This window comes from Cellulosilyticum sp. WCF-2 (assembly GCF_003990395.1).
GTDB lineage: Bacteria > Bacillota > Clostridia > Lachnospirales > Cellulosilyticaceae > Cellulosilyticum > Cellulosilyticum lentocellum.
This window is the reverse complement of record NZ_CP034675.1, coordinates 3519364-3544791: the sequence shown is the minus strand read 5'-3', so window position 1 is coordinate 3544791 and position 25428 is coordinate 3519364. Positions and strand designations below refer to the sequence as shown.

Sequence of the window (25428 nt, the reverse complement as noted above, 5' to 3'; positions counted from 1 at the left end):
TGTCTCCTTTATTATTAAAAAAATTAATCGATAGTATATAAATTATTTATTTTACTTATGACCTAGATATTATTATACTAAATTTTGCTTAGATAAACGAGCCAAATTATAGTATTTTATAGCATGTCATAGGGAACATGCAGAGCAGGAGAGGAAACATATGTCATATCATTACTTACTTGACTTAGCCATTATTTTAATGAGTACTAAAATATTAGGCTTAGTTACTAAAAAATTTCATATGCCACAAGTGGTTGGAGCACTTTTAGCAGGACTTATATTAGGACCAGCTATGCTCAATATAATACAAGAAACAGAATTTATTAAGCAAACGGCAGAATTAGGGGTAATTGCCCTTATGTTTGCAGCAGGTCTTGAAACAGATATTAAAGAAATGAAAAAGACAGGTAAAGCTTCTATTATTATCGCATTATTTGGTGTAATCATACCGCTTCTAGGCGGACTTGCTGTGGCGGCACTTTTAAATACAAAGGAGTTTGCTGTACCAGAAACACCTATGATTTTACAAAATATTTTTGTAGGGATTATTTTAACAGCTACCTCTGTAAGTATTACTGTAGAAACACTAAAGGAGATGGGTAAACTTTCTACACCAGTAGGAAATGCTATTTTAGGAGCAGCTTTAATTGATGATATACTAGGGATTATTGCATTAACTTTAATTACAAGTTTAGCAGATACAAGTGTTAATGTAGGGATTGTATTATTAAAAATTGCTTTATTCTTTGTATTTTCAGGAATTATTGGTTTTGGATTCTATAGATTCTTTAGAAAATGGACTATGAAAGATGATGAAGACCGTCGCCGTTATGTCATTATTGCTTTTGTATTTTGCTTACTTTTAGCGTATATTGCAGAAGAAGTGTTTGGTGTGGCTGATATTACAGGTGCTTTTCTAGCAGGACTTATTATTTCTAATACAATAAAAAGAGATTATATTAGTCATCGTTTTGAAACCATGTCTTATTTACTTCTTTCACCGGTATTCTTTGCTAGTATTGGCTTAACAGTAGAAATAGAGCAAATGTCAATACAACTCATGATCTTTGCAGGAGCATTATTAATAGTGGCTATTTTAACAAAGATCATAGGATGTGGTATAGGTGCTAAATTTTGTGGCTATTCAGGTAAGGAGGCTTTACAAATAGGTACTGGAATGATTTCAAGGGGTGAGGTAGCCCTGATTGTAGCAAGTAAGGGAGCTAGCCTGGGTTTGTTAAGTACGGTACTATTTGGACCTATTGTTATTATGGTAGTTGTAACTACTATCTTAACCCCTATTTTGCTTAAAATGGTTTTTAAAAACTCAGAAGTTGAAAATAGAACGACTGAAAAAAAGACAGTAAAAGTTGCTTAAAATAAAAAACTAACAAATGATTTTAAATATATAAACATCTTAACATTTTGTGTTAAGGTGTTTTTTATTTTGACAAGGATTTCTTGTTATAAGCTTTTTGAAGTTGTAAAAGCTATAAGTAAGCCAATTTAAAAATGTAGCAGAAACTACAAAGGAATAAGAAAGGAGGGCAAAAATGAGAAAGAGTGATAGTATTAAACAAATTGGTAGTGCTTTAGCTAAGTTTAATGGTGAAATTACTAGCATTGCCAAAGATGCAGAAAATCCACAATTTAAAAGTGAATATGTGACCTTAGATGCTTTAATCGAAGCTACAAGGCCTATTTTACAAGCCAATGGCTTATCCATTTTGCAATTTCCTTTAACTAGGGAGGATGGCCAAATAGGTGTTCAAACGGTGCTACTTCATGATAGTGGTGAATTTATTGAGAGTGAACCACTTTATATGTTACCTACGAGGATAGCTAAAGGGGGAGGCTATGAAATTGCCAAAGACCCTCAAGCAGCGGGAAGTGTTATTAGCTACTTAAGAAGATATTCTTATCAGGCGATTTTAAACTTAAATACAGGGGAAGATGATGATGCCAATAAAGCAACAAAGGGGCAAGAAAAAGAACCTGTGAGAGGCATAGCCATTAAAGAAGAAATCAGCATGTCACCAGAAGCAGCAGGAGCAGTAGTTATTCCCTTTGGCAATAAACATCGAGGAGAAACTTTAAAACAAGTTTATAAAACAGATAAAAGTTATTTTGATTGGTTAAGTGAGAAATCAAAAGATCCTATGATTAAAAAAGCCTGCGATATTATTGTAGAGGCAGTTAAAAGTAATCAAATTGAAAATAGCAAATAACTTATTTTAAAAAGTGAAAATGATATTAGGATTGACATAAAAAAATCAAGAGGGCCTAGACTCTCTTGATTTTTTGTAAAAATTAGAGCTTAAAGTAAAGATAAGGACTAAATTAAACCATAAGCTTTTAAGGTACGAGATAAAAATTCTTTATTAACAGGCTCCATAGGTACTAATGGTAATCTGCAATTACCGACTCCCATACCCATCATATTCATAGCTTCTTTAACAGGACTTGGACTTGCTTCAATAAAGAGAGCATGAACTAAGTCTAATACACCAAGCTGAAGTTCACGACTACCTTCAATATCGCCAGCCATAAATTTTGCTACTATATCATGGGTATCACGAGGGATAATGTTAGCCATAACAGAGATAACACCTAAGCCTCCCATGGCTAATAGAGGGAGGACATTAGCATCTTCTCCTGAGTAGATGGCAAAATCAGGACCACAAAGCTTACGAATCTCGCCAACATGAGCGAAATTACACTCTTTAATACCTACGATGTTTTCGATTTCTGAAAGTGCTTTAACAGTAGTTGGTGCCATATCTAACACTGTACGTCCCGGTACATTATAAAGAATAATAGGGAGGCTAGTACTGCTTGCAATAGCCTTAAAATGTTCATAAAGTCCTTTTTGTGTGGTCTTATTATAATAAGGTACCACAGATAAAAGAGCGTCAGCACCGACTTCTTCTGCATATTGACTAGTGCCAATGGCATGACGTGTATCGTTGCTACCAGCACCGGCAATAACAGGAATACGTCCGTTTACTTGCTCTACGCAACATTTAATAAGGGCCTTGTGTTCATCCATAGGTAAAGTAGCAGATTCACCAGTAGTACCACAAACAATAATGGCGTCTGTACCTTCAGCAATATGCCATTCAATGAGTTCTTTGAATTTATCAAAATCTACACCTTGTTCATTAAAAGGCGTAATAATGGCTACACCGGATCCAGTAAAAATAGGTTTTTTCATTATATTTCCTCCAAAACGACTTAATACATAAGTCTATTATACGACTTTCATCAGAAATTAACAACGATATGAGAAAGTAGTAAAGAGTTCTACTTTATCATATTAACAAAGAAAGTTTAAGGTGCACGCTTTTCATCGACAATTCTTGCCAAGGATTAGCAGAACATAATGCATCTTAGCTTTAAATATGATAAAATGGGACAATAGATTTTATAGAAGAAGGGTGTTAGGTGACACGATGTTTATAGTTGACTTTTTGATGGAGCTTTTGGGTCTTGGAATGAGCCTTTTTTTATGGCTGATTAAGTTTGCTTTAGCAGGCTTAGTAGGTGCCATTGCTTATTTTAAAGGGAGAAATAGTTGGATATGGGCAGGATTGACGTTAATTTTACCTTGGCCATTTCCAATTTTTATACTGATAGGTATTTGCTATATGCCTAAAAAATATCCTAAATTGCCAAAGGAAATCAGGGATGAACCAGCTTTTAAAGATAAAAATCCTGTTATTGCTTCAATGATGGCTTTATCAGCTATGATTGCTAAGTCGGATGGTAGTGTAACAAAAGATGAAATCCATTTTATAAAGCAGTTTATAGCAGGGCATTTTGGAATGAGTGCATCAGAGCTCAATAGCTATGCTGAAGCTTTTGATTATGGTAAAGATCATCCTGAGCATTATCAAATTTTTACCCAAGTGGTCAAGACTTATTATGGTCATCGCCGAGATATTATTTTAGCATTAGCCTATCTGTTCATAGGTATTGCTATGCAAGGTGGAGATACCAATACTGCTAAAGAAAATATGACAAGACAAATTTTATTAGACCTAGGTATTTCAGCTTATGAATACCAAGCTATTAGAGCCGCCTTTACTGGAGAAAGCTATGGCTACCAAGGTGGAGGCAATCCAAATATGCAAAGCAGAGAAGATTTGGTGAAAAAATATTCTGAAGTATTAGGTGTTAGTCCTGATGCAAGTCTATCAGAAATCAAGAAAGCTTATAGAAAGCTTGTTAAAGAATATCATCCAGATAAATTAGCTTCTGGTAGCGTTCCAGAAGATTATATTGCTTTTGCTAATCAAAAAATTCGCGATATCAATGAGGCTTATGAATATTTAGAAAAAGTTAAGAGTTAAGCAAGAAAAGTGTATAATATTTGAAAAAGTGAGTATACTCCTAAAAACAAAGGAGGTACACTATGAATCAAGTGAATTTAATGGGCAATGTTACTAGGGATTTAGAACTTAAAGAATCTGCAACACATCATAAATATGTACAATTTGTTTTAGCAGTGAATCCAATAGGAAGCAAGGATAGATCAGCAGACTTTATTAATATGGTAGCCTTCGGTACTCAAGCTGAACGTCTATCCAGTTATGTGCAAAAGGGCACTAAATTAGCTGTATCAGGCCATTTAGCAAGTGAATCATATGTTAATAAGGATGGCGCTCAAAGGACAAGCACTAATGTGGTTATAGAAACCTTTGAACTTGTGGGTAAAAACAAGTCTAAAGTAAAAGACGAAGCCGTAGAAGCTTAACCTAATACTAGAGAGGCTAATAGCCTTTCTAGTATTTTTTACTTAAACATAAAATAAAAAATATTTATTTGATATTGAAAAAAATAAAACAGTGTGGTAAACTAATACATGTTCCGGCCCATTGGTCAAGCGGTCAAGACGTCACCCTCTCACGGTGAAATCATGGGTTCGATTCCCGTATGGGTCATAAAGTATATAGCTAAAGCTTAGAGTATCAATAGATACAAGTTTTAGCTATTTTTATTTTTGACTTGCAATAGGTCAAAAAATTCAACCGACTTGTAACGTCATATCAAGCAACATAAAAAATAGGCTCTGTTATACAGGGCCTAACCAAGTATTTTATTTAAACATTGAACTTCATTAGTCATTTATTCTGGCATTACATGAGTGTATATATTCATAGTTGTAGCTATGTCTTTATGGCCTAATAATGCTTGTATGGTTTTAATTGGTACATTATTTTCAAATAGTCTAGTTGCATAGGTGTGTCTTAGGGAATGAAAGTTTCTATAAGGCATACCTATTTTTTTTAGGTGCCTGGTGTATGATCTAGTTAAATTTCTAGTATCGAAGTAGTTGCCTATTTCCGTACAGAATACTAAACCATAGTCAGAATAGAAGTCACCATGCTTTAAGCGTTCCTTACTTTGTTCCGTCTTATGTTTACTAAAGTCTTAGGTATCGGGATTGTCCTAACACTTGTTTCTGTTTTAGGGGTATGCTCTATAACTCCCCATTCACGAGTACCATCACTTTTAACTTTAGCTATATTAGAGACTGCTCTTTTTATACTAATGGTTTCTTTCTTGAAGTCTATATCTTCCCATTTTAAGCCTATGATTTCACCTAGGCGAAGACCACAACCTAAAGCAGTTAAATATAAAGGTTTGTTTCTATTTCCTTCTAGAGAAGCAATAAGAGTCTTTTGCTCAGTTTCTGAAAAGCACTTAATAACTTCATCATCTTTCTTTTCTGCCTTTGGAAGTGTTACCAGGTCGCAATAGTTTCTCATAACAACTCCCTGTTTTAAAGCTAGGTTCATGCTAGTGCCTAAGTGTTTATTGACTGTTCTTATGATATTAGCTCGTGTTCCACTTTCTAAGAGCTCTTTGTAATAGGATAGAAATATCTTCATACAATGGTAATGGTATTCAGATGAAATTTGACTCTGCAGATGCAGAAAATTATAAAGATTTATTAGGAGAAATCGTTCAGAATGCTAGAAAATATGGAATAGATGACACAGGGTTGTATGACAAATTATATACTGAGTGGTCTAATCTAAGTGAAGCACTTGAAAGGTATTCACAAGCGCAATATGAAGCTTTTAATTTTGAGTATTCTAATCAACTTAAAGAAGTTAAGCAGCAGTTAGGATTACAAGAAGTGGTAGAATATACAGAAGAACAATCAAAAGCTATTAAAATGATGTTTGGACAGTCTATATTAAACATGGATACTGAATATCAAGAGTTTGTAGCAGACATGCTTAAATCTTTGCCGATTGTAGGAAAAGCTATGAATGATAATTTAAATCCTAAAGGTGTTGCTGACGGGTTGGAAGATTTAGGAGAAGAGGCAGATGAATTAGCTAAACGGCTAGAAGAAATCTCCGGAAAGACTGAAACCTATTCTGGTAAACTGGATGAACTCGAAAAGGTAATACAAAAGCTTAAAGAAGGCAATGAATTAAGTTCAGATGAAATCATCAATCTTACTAGACAATATCCAGAATTAGAGGCATGTATTGATAGTACAACAGGTAAATACACTTTAGAAGCTTCTGCATTAGAAAAGGTTAAAGATGGACTTACAACCTCTACTAAACAGCAATTAGAGAATGAAGCATCAAAGACAAAACAAGTAATGTCTCAAACGCAAGCTATAATTAAGTTGTACTTGCAAGAGGTCAAAGCTCAGCAAGCATTAAGCGGCTTGAAGTTTAATGATGATGGTTCAATTCAAGACTCGGGTGCATTTACATATAAAATGTCTCAAAGCAAAGAACTTCAAGATATGTATAACGAGTACAGCAACAAACTTGTCGAGTTTAAGAAGATCCAAGAAGAGATTAAAAATATAGATATTGTAACAGCTAATGTGGGTTCCGGAAGTTCTTCTAGTGGAAAAGACAAAGATAGTCCTTTAAATAAGGCGATTGAAGCATTTGAGAAAAGTAGAAAAATAGGAGAAGTAGGTCTTAATGAAGAAATGGCCCAGCTCGAAAAGATTAAAGCAGCCTATGCTTCTACAGCGGAAGAAAAAGTAGATATTGAAGAGTACATGTACAACAACTACCTTGACATCATGGAAAGAAAAAGAAGTTTAGGTCAGCTTTCTAATGATGAAGAGATTAAAATATATGAAGAAGCCTTGAATAAATATACTTTTACAGAATATCAAAAGGCAGAAATTTCTTCTAAATTGCTTGATACTAAAATTGAACACTCAAAAGAATGGATTGAAACTGAGAAGTATTATGGCAGATTATCCCTTGAAGAAGGGAAAAAGGCTTATGAACGTATTGCAGAGTACTTTAAACAATCTGCAGAATACAAGAAAGAAGTGGCTAAGGAGATTTATAGAGTAGAGAAAGAACTAGCTGAACAGCAAGAAGAATTTGAAAAGAAGAAGCAAGAAGCTGTTAAAAAGACTGTAGAAACTAATATTAAAGCCAAGGAAAAGGAATACAACAAGACTATTGCAATGATTGATGAAGAGTGCAATAGGAAAGTTGAAGCTTATCAAGCGCAAATTGATGCTTTACAGGAGCAATACGATAAGGAAGAAGAGTTACAAAAACAGAAAGAGTATGACGAAAAGATAGCTGACTTAGAAGCTAGAATGAAGAATGCTAGAACTCAAGAAGAATTTGAAAAACTAGCTGAGGAGCTTAACGATACACAACAGGCCAAAAGAGATTATACTAGACAACAACAGCTTAAGAGTGATAAAGAATTGCTTCAAGATAAAATAGATCAAGCCAAGAATGAAGCTGATATTGCTAAAAGTATCGAGAAAGAGAAGCTGGATGCTTATAAAGAGACACAAAATAAGATGTTAGAGGAATCTACAACTATTCAAATGAGTATCACGGAAATGTTAAAGAAACAGCTGGAAGAAAGAGACAATGCTTTTTTAAATAGCCTAAGGATACAACTAGAAGGGGTTAATGCTTTACGAAGTGCATTTAGTAGCTTGAGTTCAGGCGGTGTAGGAGGTGTTGCTAGTGGTATAAGTGGAATGACTTTAGCAGCGGCTTCTAATAAGTTACAAGCTACAGTTGCAAGCAACAACTATAATTCATCGTCTTACAATACTACGAACAATAATAATAATGCAAGTATGTATGTAACTAACAATATATCTAATGCAATGACTGGTAGGCAAATAAATGACCAGTTAACAACATTTATACAGAAGCTAAATAGAGGGAAAGGTATACGTTAAGACTTAAGCCTATCATTCAGGCTAAGGCTAAAGAGAGACAACTATCTACATTAAAACAAAACGCCACCGATACGCAGAAATCTGCTGAACGGAAATCTAAATCACGAGAGATCAGGGATGAACTAGCTAAACTAGCAGGAGTATCCCACAACACTATAGAAAAAGTATCAAATAGAGGTAAGGCTTAGGCTTTACCTTTTCTTCCTCTTAAAAATGAATTTTTATATGTAAGAGCCCCAGTAAGGGGGGCTAAGAAATATTGTTTAATTGAAAATCAGTACAAACAGCAATAAAAACATCAGAACTATTACACACCTAGTATGTACAAAAGTATAAATATTATGTATTAGAGTGCTTAAAATACAAACAGCTCCCGTAGGAGCTGAGAGTATGCCTTGCAGATATTGATAATTTGTTTTGTGGATATAGATAGTATTGGCTGTAAATTAATTTATATGTATTAAAAAACAAATAAAAAGTTAAAGACCTCATTGAGAGGTCTGGAGGTTGAGTGTACTAAAAACTGTAAGGTGGTGCAATGTCTAGTTGCATTAATAGTATGTGCTCATAACGTAATAATTATGCATAAGAGAATGTACATGGCCCCAGATTGGAGCCAGAAAACTAGGTTGGAGGATTAATCTAATGCTTGCACAAATTAATAAGCGTTACAGTACTAATATGTACACAAATATAAAGTTTATGCATAAAAAGGTAAGATGTTTTTAAATAAAAAAGAGCCCCTAAATATAGAGGCAAGCTAGAAAAGGAGTACCCAATATATTGTATGCATTAATATATTACAGAGTTCGTCTTTTAGTAAAGATTTTTAAATTAAATAGGCTCCTATGATTTAGGAGCCTAAAAATGAAGAGAAGAAAGGAAAACTTTCTATAGGAACAGTACATTATATGTTTAAACTTATTAGATGGTGAGAGTAATTAATGAAATTATGGAAAAATAATCTTTGTATATAAAAGGTCCCAATGAAGGGACCATGTTTAAATAAAAAGATAGTGAAACATAAACATTGCTACATTGCTAATATAACACTAAAGAATAAAATCTATGCATTAAGAAAATAAGAATTTGAAGTTACTGGCGGCAGTATTTATTATTACAACTGAGGAGTAAATAAGAATCTAATGAAGATGAATTTTATTACATTTGCAAGACATAATAATAATGTTGAAATTTTATTAAAAGGAGTTGAAGTGCTATGGAATAATCATTAGCAATTCAAGGCATTTTATATCATTATAACATTAACTACATGAGAGGTGATAATAGTTATGAGTATGAATCCTTTTTCAGAAAAACCTATAAAACTAAGTGATTCTTTTAAAGATTGGAAGAATATTTATCCTAAGTCATATAATAAAAATGAGGTAGATCCTTATACCAAAACACGTATTATTTTAATGAATGGTACAGAATATGAAGCAGTATGGTTTTCACATCAATTTTCACGCCACTGCCCAGACAATGATTTGCGTAGAGCTATAGCTGTAACAAGAAGAATAGAACAACAACAGCAAAAGGTTATTTCCGTTTTAAAACCTGCTGATGAAACAATTCTTGAAACTACTATATCTTATGAACAATTAGCAGTAGATTTAACATGTGCACTTGCTAAAAGAGAGCCCAATAAAGCTGTAAAGATGGCACTTGATTTTGCTTTATTAGAAGACTTTGATCATCTATACAGATATTCTGATTTATTAGAAATGGAACAAGGTATTAAAGCAGAACGCCTTGTTGGACAGTATACAGAAATTATGCCAGGTAGACCAACAATTTCAGAACATCGCTATCCAGTTGACAATATAAGAGGATATGTAGACTTTTGTACAGCGGATCCAATCACTAAGCTAAATGTAGCTATTATTACAGCTGCTGAACAACAAACCATGAACTACTATATGAATGTAGCAGGATTTTATCAATCTGATATTGGGAGAAGTTTATATCAAGAGATTGGACTTATTGAAGAGCAGCACGTTACTCAATATGGTGGTTTATTAGATACTAGATTAACTTGGTTAGAGAACTTATTACTTCATGAGTATACAGAATGTTATTTATATTATTCTTGCTATGAAGATGAGAAAGACCCTCATATTAAACAAATTTGGGAACAACATTTCCATGAAGAAATAACACATCTTCATCAAGCGAAAGAACTCCTTCAGCAGTATGAAAAGAAAGAATGGCAACAAGTTATTCCAGAAGGATGTTTTCCACAGTTATTAAAGCTTGGTCCTAATAAAGAATATGTTAGAGACGTTATCAAGACAACTATTCAGCTAACTTCCATAAAAGAAAATTATATAGATATTGAAAAGGTACCTCAAGATGCAGACTTTTTTAAATTCCAAGAAAGCCTTAATCATGATGTTCATGCAGTACCAAGTCATAAAGTAATTGCTGAGAAGATTGGCAAAGACGGTCAAGATTATAGATATGAGGAAGAGGAGTATCCTATTAATTCACTGAGAGATAGAGTAAGTGATAATACTTGGATTGGAAGAAAACCTATGTAGTAATTAAGAGATTAATAATTTAAATACGCATTATATGCATTACAATAATAAAGAATAAGGATATCTTTGTGTATCCTTATTTTATGCCTAAAAACGTAGATTTGTTTAATAAATAGAGGAATAGTTTTTGAGAAGTGCTTGCGTTTGTTTTTATACAACACAGAACTACAAAATGCAACATAACTAAAATGATAGACTGTATAAATAGCTTAGACAATAAGAATAGATATTTGTTCTGTGGAGATATTGTTAAAAATACAGAAGCCCCATCTGTCTTAAATTACAGATGGAGCTTTTTATAATGTTGTGTATCACTTATTTATTTTAACATCTTGCCAGTTAGTATTTGTAAGTATCTCCGCATTGTCTCCAAAGAATACGCTACCAGCCTGTAAATCATCTTTAAGCTAATGTATAAACTAAGCTGTCATATATCCGTCTACCTTTTGAGACTGTTATTGTTGTTGCACTTGTAATAACAATTAATGGGTAGTTTCTAACAGATTTACTTTTGCTCTGATGAGATTTTGACTTTTATATCCTGATATAAAGGGTTTGACAATATTTCAGCATTCTTTGAGAAGAATACATTTCCAGCTTCTACATCATCTGCAAGATAATACATAAACCATGCAGTAACATATCCATCTGCATAATAAAGCATTTCTCCATGGTCGGCATCATTTCTTCTTGCAAGCACTTTTGTTACATTGTCTGGGATACTGTTATATAATTCCTGCAATCCTTCTAAAGGTGCAATGACAGAATCGGTATTGCCTGTTGAACCCATTATCAGGGTTGGTACTTTTATTAATGTGTCATCTGCTTCCCACTGAAAAGGATTTTGGCCTTTTGTATCACTACAGCTTAAAATCACCGCTGCTTTATAAGATGATGCATGTCTTTGTTCAGTGATAGCATTTACAACACCAAATCCACCTTGAGAATGACCTGTTATGCCAATTTTATCAAGGTCTATCTTACCTCGAAGTACATTGTCTATGCCATTTATCTCACCATCATACTCGTTTAACAATTTGAGATAACGAATACTCATTTCTGCTGAGAATCCATTCCACGCATATTCTTCTTCTGTGGCGACTGTGATGAACCCCCATGAAGCAAGGTGCTTTTGTAAAGCCTGATACTTAGAACCTACAGCACCTGTTCCATTTACAAATATGACAACTGGCAATTTACTATCCATATTAGATACATCTGCTGGATAATAAATCTCATATTTCTTAAAAGACATCATAGCTGGGTTTTCCATGTAGTTAACTTCATGGTCACCCATCGAGATGTATTTTGCTTCTAGAGCACCACCTGTCTTTACTGTTTCAGTATAGTTATCAGGAACAAAAGGTCTTTTTGCTAAAACTATAAGTAAAACAACAATCAATAAAACAATAGATAATATACAAAAAAATAATATCTTTAACATTTTTTTCATTTTATTCTCTCTTTCATTTCAAGAAATACTATTTTACTCATATATTATATCAACAATATACAAGTTTTTATAATTCAAATATCATATGAGATTATAGACTAAATTACCTTAAGTAAAAACTTATGAAAAGTGATAGACATTATGTGATTTGATATGTGATTTTTCATGGCAAAAGTAATAAATCCCTTTAGCCACATAGCAAATCTTATTGTGATTTACTAGTTACCTATCCTTTAGTTTTCTACGGGCATATATTTATCTAAATAGTTAACAACTGTATCCATAAATGCTTCATATACCTTATTGTCATTTTGAAGTCCGTGACCTGAATGTGGTGCTTCAAAATATTGATAATCTACATTGTTCTCTTTTAATGCGTTAACTAGATGTGCTACAGTTTTATATGGACATATCTTATCGTATTTTCCATAAGCAATGACTGAAGGAACTGATTTTTCATTAACCCACGCATAACCTGATATAGGTTTCATTATTTCTTGAAGCTCAGTTGTTCCAATAACATCTTTATCTATCTCTGTGCCAACCATTAGGGCAAATAGTCCTGCTGCTGCTTCATTATTTTTATCTAATCCATAATTATCCCAGTCTTCAGCGAAGAAACTTGATGGTCCAACCATTTCAAACATCATTTTAACTGGTATAGGAGATTCTTCAGCATCTCTATAGGCATATAGCATGGCAAGTGTTCCACCTGCTGAGCCACCACTTATAACCATTTCATTTAAATTGTATCCAAGCTTTTTAGCTTCTTCCACAACAACTGGAATAGCTTCTTTTATATCCATTGATTGTGAATAAACACTAGCATCATTTTCATTGGTACGAAGTGTATAATTGATACCTGCCGTTACATATCCTTTAGAACATAACCATTCAAGTATTGCCGCATCGTCACTTTTATCTCCAGATGTAAAACCTCCTGCATGAAGATAGACAAGCAATCCATAATTTTCTTTTGAATTATCCTTTGGAACATATAAATCAAATTTATTAGATGCATTATCACCATAAGAAAGATCTTTGTAAATGGTCCCGATAGAGTCATTCCAATCTATAGAATATTTTTTAGCCCATTTAGGTTGATAGGTCATCTTAAATATAGCGGAGCTCACAAATGAAATGATAAAGGCTAATATACATATAAATATAAACATTATTTTTGTGCTCTTTCTTTCTTTTCTCATAGGAAATTCCCTCCAAACATTGTGCCCCCTAACAAAAGGTTCATAGTAGCTCTCACAGTTAACCGACCTAATACAGCAGCAACAATGATAACGATAATAAGAATAAGAACTCGTTTGGTTGTAATAGCCATAATACTTTCCTCCTAAAATTACTTGACACCTGGATGTAACAAGTGTTACATTGAGGTGTAACAAATGTAACATTTTGTTTTTGCATAGTCAAGAGATTTAAGAAAATGATACAAAATAAGGAGGAATGTAACATCGTGGATAATGCTGAAAAAAATAGTTATGTAAAAAAGCAGATTACTAACGCTTTGCTTACATTGTTGAAAGAAAAAGAATTGAAGGATATTTCTGTAAGTGAAATTACTACTGCTGCTCAGGTTAGCCGTATTTCTTTTTATCGTAATTATGATAATAAAGAGACTGTCATCAAAGAGTATATGTCTTTAACATTAAATGAATGGAATAAAAACCACCCCAAAGTGAGCGAACATACTGAGGACGATATTCTTGGAGATATATTTGCTTATATCACAGAATATAAAGATTTTTATTTGTTGTTAAGGGATAGGGGCATCTTTTGTTTTTTTAAAGATATTATTATGGATGCTTTAGGTCCCAAGGCGGAGTATCCCAACTTTGGTGCATACACTGCCGCCTTTATTGCCAATGGCATTTATGGGTGGATTGAAGAATGGTTTTTAAGAGGAATGCAGGAATCAGGCGAAGAAATGACTAAGCTACTGAAAAGCAGGAACTTGTAAAATTAAGTTAGCAACAGAATAGTTAGCTAATCAAATAGTTATTTAGATTAGTAATTAATAAATATAGTTTGTTTAATTTATGCATTAAAAAATGCTTAGAAAAATACTAGTAAGCTTTTCTAAGCAGAGTATAAAAACCTTTAGGATTTGATTTTACTACAATGTTATGAAGTAATTATATATGGTGTAAATGAAATGTGTCATTAAAACAGTAATCTCTTAATTATGGGGGCAAAAAAGAGAAAATCTAGTATATTGTATGCAAGAGTATATTGCATGGTTCGTATTGTGAAAAATTATAAATAAGTGGTCTCTATAGGATTATATCGCCAGCAAGATAGCAAATGGCCTTGCCACTTATATTTACTCTTTCTCCTAAATACTCGCAAATTAATGTCCCACCTCGTTGAGATAGTTGTTTTGCTACCATTTTTGATTTATTGAGTCGTTTGCTCCAAAATGGTATTAGTGTACTATGTGCAGAGCCTGTTACTGGGTCTTCATTAATCCCTGCATTTGGTGCAAAAAACCTTGATACAAAATCGCAGCTATCTCCCTTCGCGGTGACAATCACAGCAAAGGAAATATCTTTGCTCATTTCAGCCAACATATTGATATTTATATCTAGGTTTATAACTGTAGCTTCATTTTCTACTAAAACAAGTAAGTCTCTTGATAAATGAGTCTCCAGTACATGACAGTTTAGTGCCTTTTCTAAAAAAGGAGTTATCTCTATTGGCTGAGGCATTCTGCTGGGAAAGTTCATAGTATACATGTCGTTATTGCGGGTAACAGATAGGAGCCCACTTTTGGTCTCAAAACTGATATGTGTTAATGCAGGATCAACATAATTCATAACTACAAATGCGGTTGCCAGTGTTGCATGACCACATAAATCAATTTCAACTTCAGGTGTAAACCAGCGTAAGTGGTACGAACCTTCTGTATGTAATAAAAACGCAGTTTCTGCAAGATTGTTTTCAAAAGCTATTTTTTGCATCAAAGCATCTGGAATTTTGCTATCAAGCAGACAAACCCCAGCTGGATTGCCTTTAAAAAGTTGGCTAGCAAACGCATCAATTACATAATACTTCATAATTCTCTTCACCCCTCATTTTTAATTATTTTGTACATTTCGTTTAATAATTGTAAAATTAATTATATTTTATTAATTCTAATATTTCGATATATATCTGTCAAATAAAAAGGCACATCATTGTCAAAGTTCTCGCACATCTTTGTTTCTATTCAAGCACTAAATGCATACTTTTTGTAGTTTTATATATAGGTCCATTTTATAAAAAAACCAGTATCTTGACGATATATTTATAGGGGTATAATATTTAACTAAAGCTAAATAAATAATTAAATGAGTAAATAGAGATTAGAAAAGGAGAAGGATATGCTAGAATTCAGATATGATACACAACTATTGATTGAAGGAAAAAATCTTGATGAAGATAAGATCAATGATTATTTTAATCATCATTTAAAGGGAGACTGCCTACTAGCAGTAGGAGATGAAGAACTCATTAAAATTCATTACCATACCAATGAACCTTGGGAAGTGTTAGAATACTGTGCTTCACTTGGTGAAATTTATGATATTGTCATTGAAGATATGGAAAGACAGTCAAAAGGTCTACAGGGTTAACCCTTTTGAATGATTATAAATACCTAAAGCATAAAAGGATAGATCAATGCTAGTTGTAAGACAAGTGTTTGCCCTAGCTTAATGAGTAAAAACTAGATAATTGATTATATATATCAGCTATAATAACATAAAAAATAAAAATACTGCACAGGGTAGGAATGGTCAAGCATTCATTTGTATATGATAAGGTTTTAGAAGATATACAGATGAACGCTTATTTTTTAATAGTCTAAGGAGCATAATAACCAGTAATTTATGTGGAATAACTCAAAACATAGATTACTGGCTATTTATAAAGGTTTATGAGAGTTTGTTATTTTGATGCTTTATATTCGCAAGAATGTGTTTGTTTTGCTTCATCAATTTTTGCTTGTTCAGCTGGAGGTGTTGGGTAAAAACCAGCTGCATGCATTGTATTAAATACCTGGAATTGGATATCATGTTCTTCACTAAGAATACTTAAAAAGGTATTTCTAAGATCTGGATGTGCACATTCATTAGCGAAAGTATTATAATTATTTGTTTCTGTTTTCTGCGCATCTAGTGCATCTGTTAGAAGCTCTTTATCTCCGTAATTAGTCATAAGTGTCTCCTTTATTGTAGATATTCATATATAGAATTAAAATGTTGTTGATGCTTATTAGAAATATCAGTGAATTGTGTTTTGAGTTCAGCATTAGTTGTAGAATCTGCTAATAGTTGAAATTTTTTTACTAAATGTGACTCTCCTGCTAGTAACTCGTTAATTGCAGATAGTTCTTTTGCAGTTAATTGCGCCATAATGGACCTCCTTTATATTATTAATAATTTTAATATGTGAAAGAACTAAAAAAAATATTCATGAGATTTTTTAGCAGATGCAATCATACTACATACCAATAAAGAGGGACAGCAACTTGTTTATGTATCTCTTATTAACATTTTTGATATCTTTCAAGGGTCTGGAGCAAAAAAGCACTTATCCAGTAATGTATACACGTTACTTGGAGGAGTGCTTTTTTATTTGATTATAAGAGTCTATATAGAATAAAAAAATTGAATCCTTACATGAAATAATATAAAATGAGTTAAAACTTATTTTTAATTTCTAGTGGCATAAAGTGTGTTTAATACTTAATATATAAAGCAGACCTAATGAATTTAATGAAATACAAACAGGAGATGGTAAAGATGGTAACAAGAGAAGAGGCATGGAATCTTTTGACAGAGTACAATAAGGAGGCATTTCATCTAGAGCATGCGGAGATTGTGGAACTAACAATGAAATATTTTGCACGAAAATTAGGTTATGGTGAGGAAGAGACATTTTGGGGAATTGTAGGGCTTTTACATGATCTCGATTTTGAACAATACCCAGAAGAACATTGTATCAAAGAACAAGAAATCATGAAAGCACATGGAATTGATGAAAGAATTATTCATGCTACAGCAAGCCATGGCTATGGGATAACGGTTGATATAAAGCCAGAACATGAAATGGAAAAAGTACTTTATGCAGTAGATGAGTTAACAGGACTTATTGGGGCTGCGGTTTTGATGAGACCTTCAAAAAGCATTCAAGACTTAGAACTCAAGTCTGTAAAGAAAAAATTTAAAAGTAAGGGTTTTGCAGCGGGATGTTCAAGAGAGGTCATTGAAAGAGGGGCAGAGATGCTGGGTTGGACATTAGATGAGCTGATTGAACAGACGATAGAGGCTTTAAAGACTTTTCAAGATTAAGAGGAGAATTAAGATGGCTAAAAAACTAAATATTGTTAAACTTGAGAAGGATAAGCTGGATGCTTGTGTAGATTTATTTATAGAGACCTTTTCAAAAGCACCATGGAATGATGTGTATGAATCTAGAAATCAAGTGGTTACATTCTTTGAAAATCATATGGATAATAATTATTTTGTGGGTTATGTTGGAATAATAGATGATGAGGTGGTTGCATTAAGTGTTGGTATGAAGAAGCCTTGGATTAACGGGATGGAGTATTACATTGACGAATTTTGTGTCAGTACAAAGTGGCAGGGACAGGGTATTGGAAGTGTATTTATTAGTTTAATTGAAGTCGATATAAAAGCCCAGGGGATGAATGGCATGATGTTAAATACAGAAAAAAACTATCCTTCAAGGACATTTTATGAAAAAAATGGTTTCAGTGTAATAGAAGATCTGATTATTCTTGTAAAATAAAATCAAAGTGATAAGTAAAGAAAGGAAGAGCTTACAAAGGTCTAGATAAAAGTATTGAGGAGGAAGATGAATGTATCAGAGTATATTATTTGATTTAGATGGAACACTTACTGACCCTAAGGAAGGGATTACTAAATGCGTTCAATATGCTTTAAAACATTTCAATATAGAAGAAAATGATTTAAATCACTTGACTTGTTTTATAGGACCACCATTACAGCACTCTTTTATGACATTCTATGGCTTAGATGAAGCACAAGCTAAAGTGGCTGTTGAAAAATATAGGGAAAGATTTAGCACTATTGGTTTATTTGAAAATGGTGTTTATAAAGGTATTAAAGAAATGTTAGAAGCCCTAAGGAAACAGGGAAAGAAACTTGCTGTGGCAACTTCTAAACCCTATATCTATGCTGAAAAAATACTAGAAAATTATCACCTTAAACAATATTTTGAGGTGATAGTCGGAAGCGAATTGGATGGTACACGAAGTAATAAGGCTGAGGTTATACAAGAAGTATTTAAGCAATTAAAGTTAAATGAGGAAGATAAGTATGAGACCATTATGGTGGGAGACAGAAAACAGGATATACTAGGTGCAAAGGCATGTCATATTCATTCTATTGGTGTTAAATTTGGATATGCAGAAGAGGGTGAATTAGAATTAGCTGGAGCAGATTACATAGTTAATAATGTAATGAATCTACAAGAATTTCTGTTACATCATTAACTCATATAGAAAACTAAGATGTGATAGATTGATATGGCTAGGTCTATTATGATTGAATAGGATATAACAAAACACGACATGAGTTGGCTTTAGCAAGTTAACTCATGTCGTGTTTTTATAATTTTATAAGAAGCTAATGTGACTATTTGCTAGATCAATTGATTTTATGGCACTTTTTCGTTAGGTAATTAAAGTATATCTTGAAGTATGCGACGTGGGATTTTAAAGCGGATATGTGCTTCGATTTCAGATACTTCTTTTTCGTTTTTTGGAGCCATAAACATGCAAGTGTAGCCATCATTTCCGGCACGTCCTGTACGTCCAATACGATGAATATAGGCTTCGGGTGTTTCAGGTACATCATAGTTATAAATATGGGTGACACCCGAGATGTCAAGACCACGAGCAGCAACATCCGTAGCTATAAGGTATTGAATATCACCTTTTTTAAAGCTTTTCATGATGCGCTCTCTTTTGGATTGTAAAATATCGCTATGAAGCCTTACGCAGTTATAGTCTTTATCTTTCATAGCTTCATAAAGCACTTCAACACGGCGTTTGGTGCGGCAGAAGATAATAGCCATATAAGGATTATCTTCGCTTAATACCTGAAGAAGAGCAGCTTGTTTATGACGATCAGTGGTCTCTACAATTTCTTGATGGATGGCTTCAATAGTTATTTTCTTTTTAGCAATCGTTACAGTTGTAGGAGAAGAAGTATAGCGGTAAGCAAGTTTTTTAACTGGTGCATCCATAGTAGCTGAAAAACATAAGGTTTGACGCTTTTTAGGAAGCTGCTTAGTGATACTTTCTACGTCATTTTTAAAGCCCATTAAAAGCATCTGGTCGGCTTCATCTAAAACAAAGGTAGTGGTTTTGCTTAAATCAATACTTTTTCTGCCAATGTGGTCTAGTAAACGTCCTGGCGTAGCAATAACTAAATGAACAGGTTTTCCTAATTTCTTTAGCTGCATGGCTGTATCTTGTCCACCATAAATAGGTAGAATGCCGATAGCCTTAGCTTCAGCTAACTTTTTTGCTTCTTGGGTGATTTGAATAGCAAGCTCTCTTGTAGGAGATAAAACAAGGGCTTGGATGTTAGGGCTTTTAGAAGAAAGCTTTTCAAAAAGAGGAAGTAAAAAAGCTAATGTTTTACCTGTACCTGTTTGTGCCTCACCAATAACATCCTTTCCTGATAAAATAAGGGGGATTGTTTGCTCTTGAATAGGGGTTGGCATTGTGATACCTGATTTTTTTAAGTGATTTATCATTTCAGGGGAAATCCCTAGTGTTTTAAAATTCATAGTTATGACCTTTCATCTCATCTTTATACTATGTAACATCATATCATGTTTTGATAGATAGGGACAAGGCGCTAAAAAAAATTGTATTGAAAAAAGTATGATGTGAGAGAGACTGCTAGAAATAAGAAGCATGATTACCCTCTGATTTCTAGCAGAAAAGAAGTATCAGATTATTGTGAGGTACTAGTGGGGAGATTTAAGCTAGCTAGAGCAGCATCATAACGTTCACCTAGACGATCCCAGTTAATGACGTTAAAGAAGTCACTAATATAATTGCCACGTTTGTTTTGATGTTTGAGATAATAAGCATGTTCCCAAACGTCAATAGGTAACAGAGGAACGCCACGAAGCGGAATAGGGGTCGTTTGATTGCCGGTGGTTACAATTTGTAATCTACCGTAAGGATTTAATATAAGCCATGCATAACCAGAACCAAATATACTTAAGGCTGCTAATGTAAGCGCTGCTTTAAAGTTATCAAAAGTACCAAATTGGGTTTCAATAGCTGTTTTTAACTGTCCCGTTGGTTCGGAATTTGTAGGTGGACCTATGAGCTTCCAAGTAAGAGAGTGATTATAATGGCCGCCAGCGTTATTAATAACTTGTGTTTGAATATCACTAGGTAAGCGGTCAGAAAAAAGTAAAAGCTCTTCTAGAGTATAAGCATAAAACTCAGGGTAACGTGACAAAGCCGCATTTAAGTTATTAACATAGGTACGATGATGTCCGTCATGATGGACACGCATGGTTGCTTCGTCAATATATGGTTCTAAAGCATTATAGTTATATTCCAAGGGAGGTAGTTCAAAAGGACCAGTGGAAGCAGGTATATCAGTAGCTTCATCTGCTTGATAAAGCGTATTAAGCATGGCTAATTCACTTGAGCTAACCATAGGTACTTTGGTTATAGGGGCCTGAGGTGGAGTTGTTGTTGTTGTTGTTGTTTCACGATTAGGCTGTGCACACGTAGGTGTACGAAGCAACTGTTTTTGCTGGCAAGCATATTTATACGAAGCGGCTACTTTTTTCTGATGAGCAGTCGTTGCTGTAGAAAGTAAAAATAAACTCATAAGATTATTCATAATAAGACATCCTTTTAATGTAATATTTTACATTACTATAATATTATGGTGGAAATGTTTTGGGCACTAAAAAACCGAGTAAACTTAAAACGAAAAATACTGTTTTAGTTTTTACTCGGTTTTAAAAGCTAAATTTTTAAGAAGTGATAGTATGTGCACCTAAATCTACAATATAATTAATTTTTCCTGGTGTAATATGTTTATAGATAGTGACCGTATAAGTATGTGTTTGATCTAAAAGGTGATCTGAGTACACTGTATAAGTAATAGAGTCTGAACGTCCCATTTGAACTGTTGTAATGGGAGAAAAGTGAATATCATCTTTTAAATCATAGGTATCTCTGTAATTTTCATAAAGTGCCCTCATAATCATGACATCTAAGGATTTGTTAATATCAATAGCGGTAGTATGGCTATTTGGATTATAGGTGGGCCATAAACATTCATATACCATATCTGTATGATTAAATTTTACTCTAATACCATTATTTTCTGATGTTACTTTTAGAGGATAGGTTGTTAAACTATTGCAAGTTGGTGTTTCATTTAGTAGGTCGAGATTTCTAAAAGTTACCTCTAATTCAGGTAAAGAACCAATCACCTTATTTAATCCTGCAAGGATATCCTTTTTATAGGAACTGCTTGCGAAACTTAAATATTGATTATATTTAATGGCTGTTTTAATAAGTGGTTGGCTATCCTCCTTTAGAAGTGGTGTAAAAATATCCTCTAATTTTGTATAGTCGGTAGATAAAGTTGTATGAGAGGTATAGGTATCTGTTGATGTTGAATAAGGTAAGAGTGAAGTTAATTCAAATTGGGTTAAATCAGAAGACAAAGTGTAAGGATAATCAGCTAATTTTAAAAAGTTAATGGGAACATAAAGTACATCATTAACTGTAAAAGGTGCAGTATTAAGAGTTTGTTGTTTTTGATTAACCTTTACAATTTTACTTTTGGTCGTAAGTTCTAAAGTTGTTTTTGGGAGTGACCAAAGGTAAGTATTATTGCTACTTTTGCTGTATGTAGAATAGGTCATATTAACCAAATCATCTAGCGATAAAAAAAGATTTTTTTGAGAGATGATCGGTGTATAAGTAGGTTTATAAGTGATACCATTAAGTATAAGCTTACAAGAGGTATTCGCTTGAAGAGGTATAACAAGCATCATAAGAAGTAATAAAAAACTAATGAGTTTGTTTTTCATAACATACCACCTTTCCATGGTCTACTATATCATAAATGTTACAAAGGGTAAATAAATAGAAATAATACGTAATATAAAAGTAATAATTATAAAGGTGAATTTTGCTTATTATATGACAAAGAGCATGGTATTAGTCCTAAAGGAGGACAATACCATGCTCTTTATATGAAAGGCTATTTTAGCAGTAGGTCCATGTAGGCCTTTGGCATGAATAGCGACTGTAGTATCTTCTGCCTCAATAGGCACGCCTAAGCTGTTTAATAATAAAGTGTGTAATGATGCTGAGATAGAATTTCTGTAGCCAATAATAAATCGGTTTTAGTTCCAAATAAAATTTTGATAACACCTACATCGAATTCACGATCACTCATGACACTAAGGTTTTTAATGTTAATATGATGGTCACTAAGCGAGGTGGCGATTTTTGCGATAATACCAGGTTCATCTTTAGCATCAATATGAAGCGCATAATGTTTAGACAAATCGGTAGAAGCACCTTCACTAAAGGTATTACGATAAAGCCTAGCAGTATTAAAAAAGCTGTAAAGCTCTTTTTCTGAATCCTTTTCAAGGCAGTTCAAGAAGTTTTGCAAAATAGCGAGATAGCCACTAAAAACTCTTTGAATTTGTGCTTTGTTAGTTAAACAAATACTTGTCCAAATATCAGGATTAGAAGAGGCAATACGTGTTAAATCTTTAAAACCGCCAGCAGCTAGTGTATGAAGATAAGAAGCATCTCCATCATTTTCCTTTACCAAATGGACTAGGCTACTTGCGATAATGTGAGGCAAGTGACTGATGTTAGCTGTCACATAGTCATGATAAGTAGCAGAGAGAATTAAAGGAATGCCGCCCATACGCTCAATGAGCTTTTGTAAAATAAATAAGATAAAATCAGGTGTATCTCCTAATGGGGTAAGCATATAATAAGCATTTTCAAAAAGATGAGCACTAGAAGCACTGTAACCAAATTTTTCTGATCCTGTCATAGGATGACCACCTACATAATAAATGCGTTTACTATCTGTACTTATCATTGGCTCTAATTCTTGCATGATATGATATTTTGTACTGCCCACGTCAGTTAAGATACAATCATTAGGTAGATAAGGTAGCAGCTCAGTTACAACGCTTTTAATAGTAGTGACAGGTGTACAAATAAATACAACAGAGCAATTAGAGAAGCCAGACTTTAGGTCAGTGGCCATAAAATCAATCATACCTTCATCGTATGCACTATGTAAGTCAGCAGCATTAGTATCATAACCAATAATATAACTATTTTGAACATGGACTCTTTTAATAGCCTTAGCAATGGACCCTCCAATAAGGCCAAGGCCGATGATGCCTATATGCATGATAATGCCCTCACAGAAGCTGCAATAATAGAGCTTAGTTTTTTCATAAGTTTACTTGCCGCATGACTAGGGTCCACAATAATAGGCAGGTGATTCTTAGATTTGATGACAGGAATAGCACTCATATCTAGAGTATTACGAGTTGCGCTTTCATATGTACGAATACCATGTTCATAAAGGTCAGCTTGTTCAAGTTGATTTTTAATAGGTTGAATATCGTTAGGGGTAGTCCCTTGTTTCATTACAATAATCATAACAAAGCCTCCTAAACTTTATTAGAAATTTATAAGCGATGTAACAATGAAATAATAATTCATTTATCTCAAATATTATATATTCTTTTCTAAAAATTGTATAGTTTAAGTTGGAAGAAGGGCAAGAAGCAGAGTGTTGAAGAAGAAGGATATAAAAAGCAGAGAATAAAGGATTGCCACATGAATGAGGCAATCCCTAAAAATGATATAAGTTTATTTGTATTCTTTAAAATAGCCAGGTGTAAATAAGTGGTCAATGTTGCAGTAGTTAGGAATGCCTGAAGTAAAGCTTAATGAGACTTCCCCTTGAATAAGAGGTATTAAGTAGGCAACCAGTTCATCTGTTACATCATTTTGAGCTTCATTAATCCATTCTAAAGGAACTGTTTTTTCCCCATTAGCAATAGAATGAATATCATAAGCAAAGGTTTCTACTTGATAAGGACTATTTTGAAGACGTTTGTAGCAAATCATTTTAGCTGTTTCACCTTGAGCACCTAAAGTAGCAGCTGTTTTACCAATCATAACAGCTTCTTCGAGATCAGTAAGAGAAGCAATATGTCCACCAGCACGTTGAAGCACATTCAGTTCAATAGAACGTACTTTACAGCCCAGTTCTGCTTTAAGGAGATTTTCTAGGGTCTTACCTACACCGCATAATTGTTTGTGACCAAAAGAGTCTACTGCGCTAGTAGAAGCAGAAATGTATTGGCCTTCGCTATCTTTAATCCCTTCTGAAACGGCTATAATGACATTTTTTCTTTTTTCTTTAATAGCCTTAACATTTTCAATAAAACGTTCTTTATCAAAAACAGCTTCTGGTAAATAAATTAAATCAGGAGCCATCGAATAACTATTACGTGCAAGGGCAGCAGCTGCAGTAAGCCAACCTGCATTTCTTCCCATAATTTCAACAATGGTTACAGAAGGAATGTTATAAATATAGGTATCATGCGCAATTTCTAAAAGTGAAGTCGCTACAAACTTAGCAGCACTTCCGAAACCTGGTGTGTGATCTGTAATCGGTAAATCATTATCAATTGTTTTTGGAATACCAATAACATTGACATCATAGTGATGTGCTTTAGCATAGTCCGACAGTTTTAAAACCGTATCCATTGAATCGTTACCACCGATATAAAAAACAGTTTTAATATTGTGGGCTTCAAAGAAGCGGAATAAATCACGATAAACGACTTCTGAATGTTCACAAGTCGGTAATTTAAAACGGCAAGAACCAAGATACATAGATGGCGTATGTGTTAGCCTGTCAAGTTCTTCCTTGGTTTGAAATTTGGCTGATAAGTCTAAGTATTTGCCTTGTAATAGACCTTCAATACCGTTGACCATACCGTATACATTAGAATAAAGATCATTTTCTAAAATACCTTGTAATACACCACTGAGCGAGGCATTAATGGCAGCTGTAGGGCCACCAGATTGTCCAATAATACAATTCCCTCTTCTGTTCATTATAAGATAA

General features: G+C 33.6%; 25 protein-coding genes, 1 tRNA gene and 1 pseudogene. 12 read left to right on the top strand and 15 right to left on the bottom strand.

Translation table 11 applies throughout. The features are described 5' to 3' along the window. The first annotated feature begins 160 nt into the window (after nucleotides 1-160). Together EKH84_RS16000 and EKH84_RS15995 are read left to right on the top strand one after the other, a co-directional pair. A complete protein-coding gene (locus EKH84_RS16000; protein ID WP_127067066.1) occupies nucleotides 161-1378 on the top strand; it encodes a cation:proton antiporter in 1218 nt (405 codons plus the stop codon). 175 nt (nucleotides 1379-1553) lie between these two features. After that, on the top strand, nucleotides 1554-2228 hold the full coding sequence (locus EKH84_RS15995) for an ERF family protein (RefSeq protein ID WP_127067065.1): 675 nt from the start codon (nucleotides 1554-1556) through the stop codon (nucleotides 2226-2228). Between the two features lie 107 nt (nucleotides 2229-2335). On the opposite strand, the gene dapA is transcribed toward EKH84_RS15995, so the two are convergent. Then, nucleotides 2336-3214: a 4-hydroxy-tetrahydrodipicolinate synthase gene (dapA, locus tag EKH84_RS15990; RefSeq protein ID WP_127067064.1), complete on the bottom strand. Its 879-nt coding sequence runs from the start codon at nucleotides 3212-3214 to the stop codon at nucleotides 2336-2338. Nucleotides 3215-3452: 238 nt separating this feature from the next. On the opposite strand from dapA, the gene EKH84_RS22710 reads away from it, so the two are divergent. From EKH84_RS22710 to EKH84_RS15975, 3 genes are all read left to right on the top strand, one after another. After that, the gene (locus EKH84_RS22710; RefSeq protein WP_190283359.1) at nucleotides 3453-4352 is read left to right on the top strand and encodes a DnaJ domain-containing protein; all 900 of its coding nucleotides are present in this window, start codon (nucleotides 3453-3455) and stop codon (nucleotides 4350-4352) included. Nucleotides 4353-4414: 62 nt separating this feature from the next. Then, nucleotides 4415-4756 (top strand): single-stranded DNA-binding protein, encoded by a 342-nt coding sequence (locus EKH84_RS15980; protein WP_127067062.1) that lies wholly within the window; start codon nucleotides 4415-4417, stop codon nucleotides 4754-4756. Between the two features lie 115 nt (nucleotides 4757-4871). After that, nucleotides 4872-4943 (top strand) — tRNA-Glu (locus tag EKH84_RS15975). A gap of 184 nt (nucleotides 4944-5127) precedes the next feature. Here the strand turns inward: EKH84_RS15975 and EKH84_RS22970 are convergent. Both EKH84_RS22970 and EKH84_RS15965 read right to left on the bottom strand, forming a co-directional pair. Next, a pseudogene (locus tag EKH84_RS22970) lies at nucleotides 5128-5349 on the bottom strand (tyrosine-type recombinase/integrase); the annotation flags it as partial. 41 nt (nucleotides 5350-5390) lie between these two features. Continuing rightward, entirely contained in the window at nucleotides 5391-5771 is a 381-nt protein-coding gene (locus EKH84_RS15965; protein ID WP_190283358.1) for a tyrosine-type recombinase/integrase, read from the bottom strand. 143 nt (nucleotides 5772-5914) lie between these two features. On the opposite strand from EKH84_RS15965, the gene EKH84_RS15960 reads away from it, so the two are divergent. After that, the gene (locus tag EKH84_RS15960; protein ID WP_127067060.1) at nucleotides 5915-8209 is read left to right on the top strand and encodes a hypothetical protein; all 2295 of its coding nucleotides are present in this window, start codon (nucleotides 5915-5917) and stop codon (nucleotides 8207-8209) included. A 1292-nt stretch (nucleotides 8210-9501) separates the two neighbouring features. Next, complete coding sequence (locus EKH84_RS15955; RefSeq protein WP_330547552.1) at nucleotides 9502-10752, top strand: hypothetical protein; 1251 nt, start codon at nucleotides 9502-9504, stop codon at nucleotides 10750-10752. A gap of 505 nt (nucleotides 10753-11257) precedes the next feature. Here EKH84_RS15955 and EKH84_RS15950 read toward each other — a convergent pair. The 3 genes from EKH84_RS15950 to EKH84_RS22650 form a co-directional block, all read right to left on the bottom strand. Continuing rightward, nucleotides 11258-12205 carry a poly(ethylene terephthalate) hydrolase family protein gene (locus EKH84_RS15950; RefSeq protein ID WP_127067059.1) on the bottom strand — a complete coding sequence of 316 codons (948 nt, stop codon included), beginning with the start codon at nucleotides 12203-12205 and terminating at the stop codon, nucleotides 11258-11260. 233 nt (nucleotides 12206-12438) lie between these two features. Then, complete coding sequence (locus EKH84_RS15945; protein WP_127067058.1) at nucleotides 12439-13410, bottom strand: alpha/beta hydrolase; 972 nt, start codon at nucleotides 13408-13410, stop codon at nucleotides 12439-12441. Then, nucleotides 13407-13541 (bottom strand): hypothetical protein, encoded by a 135-nt coding sequence (locus EKH84_RS22650; RefSeq protein ID WP_256372378.1) that lies wholly within the window; start codon nucleotides 13539-13541, stop codon nucleotides 13407-13409. Before EKH84_RS22650 ends, EKH84_RS15945 begins: the two co-directional genes overlap by 4 nt. A gap of 135 nt (nucleotides 13542-13676) precedes the next feature. On the opposite strand from EKH84_RS22650, the gene EKH84_RS15940 reads away from it, so the two are divergent. After that, entirely contained in the window at nucleotides 13677-14180 is a 504-nt protein-coding gene (locus EKH84_RS15940) for a TetR/AcrR family transcriptional regulator (RefSeq protein ID WP_207669746.1), read from the top strand. A gap of 313 nt (nucleotides 14181-14493) precedes the next feature. On the opposite strand, the gene EKH84_RS15935 is transcribed toward EKH84_RS15940, so the two are convergent. Continuing rightward, nucleotides 14494-15276, bottom strand: a complete 783-nt coding sequence (locus EKH84_RS15935) for a PhzF family phenazine biosynthesis protein (RefSeq protein WP_127067056.1) — start codon at nucleotides 15274-15276, stop codon at nucleotides 14494-14496. Nucleotides 15277-15582: 306 nt separating this feature from the next. Here EKH84_RS15935 and EKH84_RS15930 point away from each other — a divergent pair, with 306 nt between their 5' ends. Continuing rightward, nucleotides 15583-15834 (top strand): hypothetical protein, encoded by a 252-nt coding sequence (locus EKH84_RS15930; RefSeq protein ID WP_013657606.1) that lies wholly within the window; start codon nucleotides 15583-15585, stop codon nucleotides 15832-15834. A gap of 313 nt (nucleotides 15835-16147) precedes the next feature. On the opposite strand, the gene EKH84_RS15925 is transcribed toward EKH84_RS15930, so the two are convergent. Both EKH84_RS15925 and EKH84_RS15920 read right to left on the bottom strand, forming a co-directional pair. Next, nucleotides 16148-16417, bottom strand: a complete 270-nt coding sequence (locus EKH84_RS15925; RefSeq protein ID WP_127067055.1) for a spore coat protein — start codon at nucleotides 16415-16417, stop codon at nucleotides 16148-16150. 11 nt (nucleotides 16418-16428) lie between these two features. Continuing rightward, on the bottom strand, nucleotides 16429-16614 hold the full coding sequence (locus EKH84_RS15920; protein ID WP_013657604.1) for a hypothetical protein: 186 nt from the start codon (nucleotides 16612-16614) through the stop codon (nucleotides 16429-16431). Nucleotides 16615-17004: 390 nt separating this feature from the next. Between EKH84_RS15920 and EKH84_RS15915 the strand changes: the two genes are divergently transcribed. From EKH84_RS15915 to EKH84_RS15905, 3 genes are all read left to right on the top strand, one after another. Then, on the top strand, nucleotides 17005-17553 hold the full coding sequence (locus EKH84_RS15915) for a hydrolase (protein ID WP_330547551.1): 549 nt from the start codon (nucleotides 17005-17007) through the stop codon (nucleotides 17551-17553). A 13-nt stretch (nucleotides 17554-17566) separates the two neighbouring features. After that, nucleotides 17567-18013 carry a GNAT family N-acetyltransferase gene (locus tag EKH84_RS15910; RefSeq protein WP_127067054.1) on the top strand — a complete coding sequence of 149 codons (447 nt, stop codon included), beginning with the start codon at nucleotides 17567-17569 and terminating at the stop codon, nucleotides 18011-18013. A 70-nt stretch (nucleotides 18014-18083) separates the two neighbouring features. Continuing rightward, nucleotides 18084-18740 carry an HAD family hydrolase gene (locus EKH84_RS15905; protein ID WP_127067053.1) on the top strand — a complete coding sequence of 219 codons (657 nt, stop codon included), beginning with the start codon at nucleotides 18084-18086 and terminating at the stop codon, nucleotides 18738-18740. Between the two features lie 188 nt (nucleotides 18741-18928). Here the strand turns inward: EKH84_RS15905 and EKH84_RS15900 are convergent, their stop codons facing one another. From EKH84_RS15900 to EKH84_RS15875, 6 genes are all read right to left on the bottom strand, one after another. Further along, nucleotides 18929-20044 carry a DEAD/DEAH box helicase gene (locus EKH84_RS15900; protein WP_127067052.1) on the bottom strand — a complete coding sequence of 372 codons (1116 nt, stop codon included), beginning with the start codon at nucleotides 20042-20044 and terminating at the stop codon, nucleotides 18929-18931. A gap of 170 nt (nucleotides 20045-20214) precedes the next feature. Beyond that, nucleotides 20215-21126: a superoxide dismutase gene (locus tag EKH84_RS15895; RefSeq protein ID WP_330547550.1), complete on the bottom strand. Its 912-nt coding sequence runs from the start codon at nucleotides 21124-21126 to the stop codon at nucleotides 20215-20217. Nucleotides 21127-21262: 136 nt separating this feature from the next. Next, nucleotides 21263-22333 (bottom strand): stalk domain-containing protein, encoded by a 1071-nt coding sequence (locus EKH84_RS15890; protein ID WP_190283357.1) that lies wholly within the window; start codon nucleotides 22331-22333, stop codon nucleotides 21263-21265. A gap of 257 nt (nucleotides 22334-22590) precedes the next feature. Then, a complete protein-coding gene (locus tag EKH84_RS15885; RefSeq protein WP_127067050.1) occupies nucleotides 22591-23691 on the bottom strand; it encodes a prephenate dehydrogenase in 1101 nt (366 codons plus the stop codon). Next, on the bottom strand, nucleotides 23682-23945 hold the full coding sequence (locus EKH84_RS15880; RefSeq protein WP_330547549.1) for a hypothetical protein: 264 nt from the start codon (nucleotides 23943-23945) through the stop codon (nucleotides 23682-23684). The genes EKH84_RS15885 and EKH84_RS15880 overlap by 10 nt, the downstream gene beginning before the upstream one ends. A 213-nt stretch (nucleotides 23946-24158) precedes the next feature. After that, nucleotides 24159-25418: a 6-phosphofructokinase gene (locus EKH84_RS15875; protein ID WP_127067049.1), complete on the bottom strand. Its 1260-nt coding sequence runs from the start codon at nucleotides 25416-25418 to the stop codon at nucleotides 24159-24161. Nucleotides 25419-25428 lie beyond the last annotated feature (10 nt).

What these genes read in the sequence shown, in the direction of transcription:
- EKH84_RS16000 (WP_127067066.1), top strand. Translation starts at nt 161, where the DNA reads ATGTCATATCATTACTTACTTGACTTAGCCATTATTTTAATGAGTACT.
- EKH84_RS15995 (WP_127067065.1), top strand. Translation starts at nt 1,554, where the DNA reads ATGAGAAAGAGTGATAGTATTAAACAAATTGGTAGTGCTTTAGCTAAG.
- dapA (WP_127067064.1), bottom strand. Translation starts at nt 3,214, where the DNA reads ATGAAAAAACCTATTTTTACTGGATCCGGTGTAGCCATTATTACGCCT.
- EKH84_RS22710 (WP_190283359.1), top strand. Translation starts at nt 3,453, where the DNA reads ATGTTTATAGTTGACTTTTTGATGGAGCTTTTGGGTCTTGGAATGAGC.
- EKH84_RS15980 (WP_127067062.1), top strand. Translation starts at nt 4,415, where the DNA reads ATGAATCAAGTGAATTTAATGGGCAATGTTACTAGGGATTTAGAACTT.
- EKH84_RS15965 (WP_190283358.1), bottom strand. Translation starts at nt 5,771, where the DNA reads ATGAGAAACTATTGCGACCTGGTAACACTTCCAAAGGCAGAAAAGAAA.
- EKH84_RS15960 (WP_127067060.1), top strand. Translation starts at nt 5,915, where the DNA reads ATGAAATTTGACTCTGCAGATGCAGAAAATTATAAAGATTTATTAGGA.
- EKH84_RS15955 (WP_330547552.1), top strand. Translation starts at nt 9,502, where the DNA reads ATGAGTATGAATCCTTTTTCAGAAAAACCTATAAAACTAAGTGATTCT.
- EKH84_RS15950 (WP_127067059.1), bottom strand. Translation starts at nt 12,205, where the DNA reads ATGAAAAAAATGTTAAAGATATTATTTTTTTGTATATTATCTATTGTT.
- EKH84_RS15945 (WP_127067058.1), bottom strand. Translation starts at nt 13,410, where the DNA reads ATGAGAAAAGAAAGAAAGAGCACAAAAATAATGTTTATATTTATATGT.
- EKH84_RS22650 (WP_256372378.1), bottom strand. Translation starts at nt 13,541, where the DNA reads ATGGCTATTACAACCAAACGAGTTCTTATTCTTATTATCGTTATCATT.
- EKH84_RS15935 (WP_127067056.1), bottom strand. Translation starts at nt 15,276, where the DNA reads ATGAAGTATTATGTAATTGATGCGTTTGCTAGCCAACTTTTTAAAGGC.
- EKH84_RS15930 (WP_013657606.1), top strand. Translation starts at nt 15,583, where the DNA reads ATGCTAGAATTCAGATATGATACACAACTATTGATTGAAGGAAAAAAT.
- EKH84_RS15925 (WP_127067055.1), bottom strand. Translation starts at nt 16,417, where the DNA reads ATGACTAATTACGGAGATAAAGAGCTTCTAACAGATGCACTAGATGCG.
- EKH84_RS15920 (WP_013657604.1), bottom strand. Translation starts at nt 16,614, where the DNA reads ATGGCGCAATTAACTGCAAAAGAACTATCTGCAATTAACGAGTTACTA.
- EKH84_RS15915 (WP_330547551.1), top strand. Translation starts at nt 17,005, where the DNA reads ATGGTAACAAGAGAAGAGGCATGGAATCTTTTGACAGAGTACAATAAG.
- EKH84_RS15910 (WP_127067054.1), top strand. Translation starts at nt 17,567, where the DNA reads ATGGCTAAAAAACTAAATATTGTTAAACTTGAGAAGGATAAGCTGGAT.
- EKH84_RS15905 (WP_127067053.1), top strand. Translation starts at nt 18,084, where the DNA reads ATGTATCAGAGTATATTATTTGATTTAGATGGAACACTTACTGACCCT.
- EKH84_RS15900 (WP_127067052.1), bottom strand. Translation starts at nt 20,044, where the DNA reads ATGAATTTTAAAACACTAGGGATTTCCCCTGAAATGATAAATCACTTA.
- EKH84_RS15895 (WP_330547550.1), bottom strand. Translation starts at nt 21,126, where the DNA reads ATGAATAATCTTATGAGTTTATTTTTACTTTCTACAGCAACGACTGCT.
- EKH84_RS15890 (WP_190283357.1), bottom strand. Translation starts at nt 22,333, where the DNA reads ATGAAAAACAAACTCATTAGTTTTTTATTACTTCTTATGATGCTTGTT.
- EKH84_RS15885 (WP_127067050.1), bottom strand. Translation starts at nt 23,691, where the DNA reads ATGCATATAGGCATCATCGGCCTTGGCCTTATTGGAGGGTCCATTGCT.
- EKH84_RS15880 (WP_330547549.1), bottom strand. Translation starts at nt 23,945, where the DNA reads ATGATTATTGTAATGAAACAAGGGACTACCCCTAACGATATTCAACCT.
- EKH84_RS15875 (WP_127067049.1), bottom strand. Translation starts at nt 25,418, where the DNA reads ATGAACAGAAGAGGGAATTGTATTATTGGACAATCTGGTGGCCCTACA.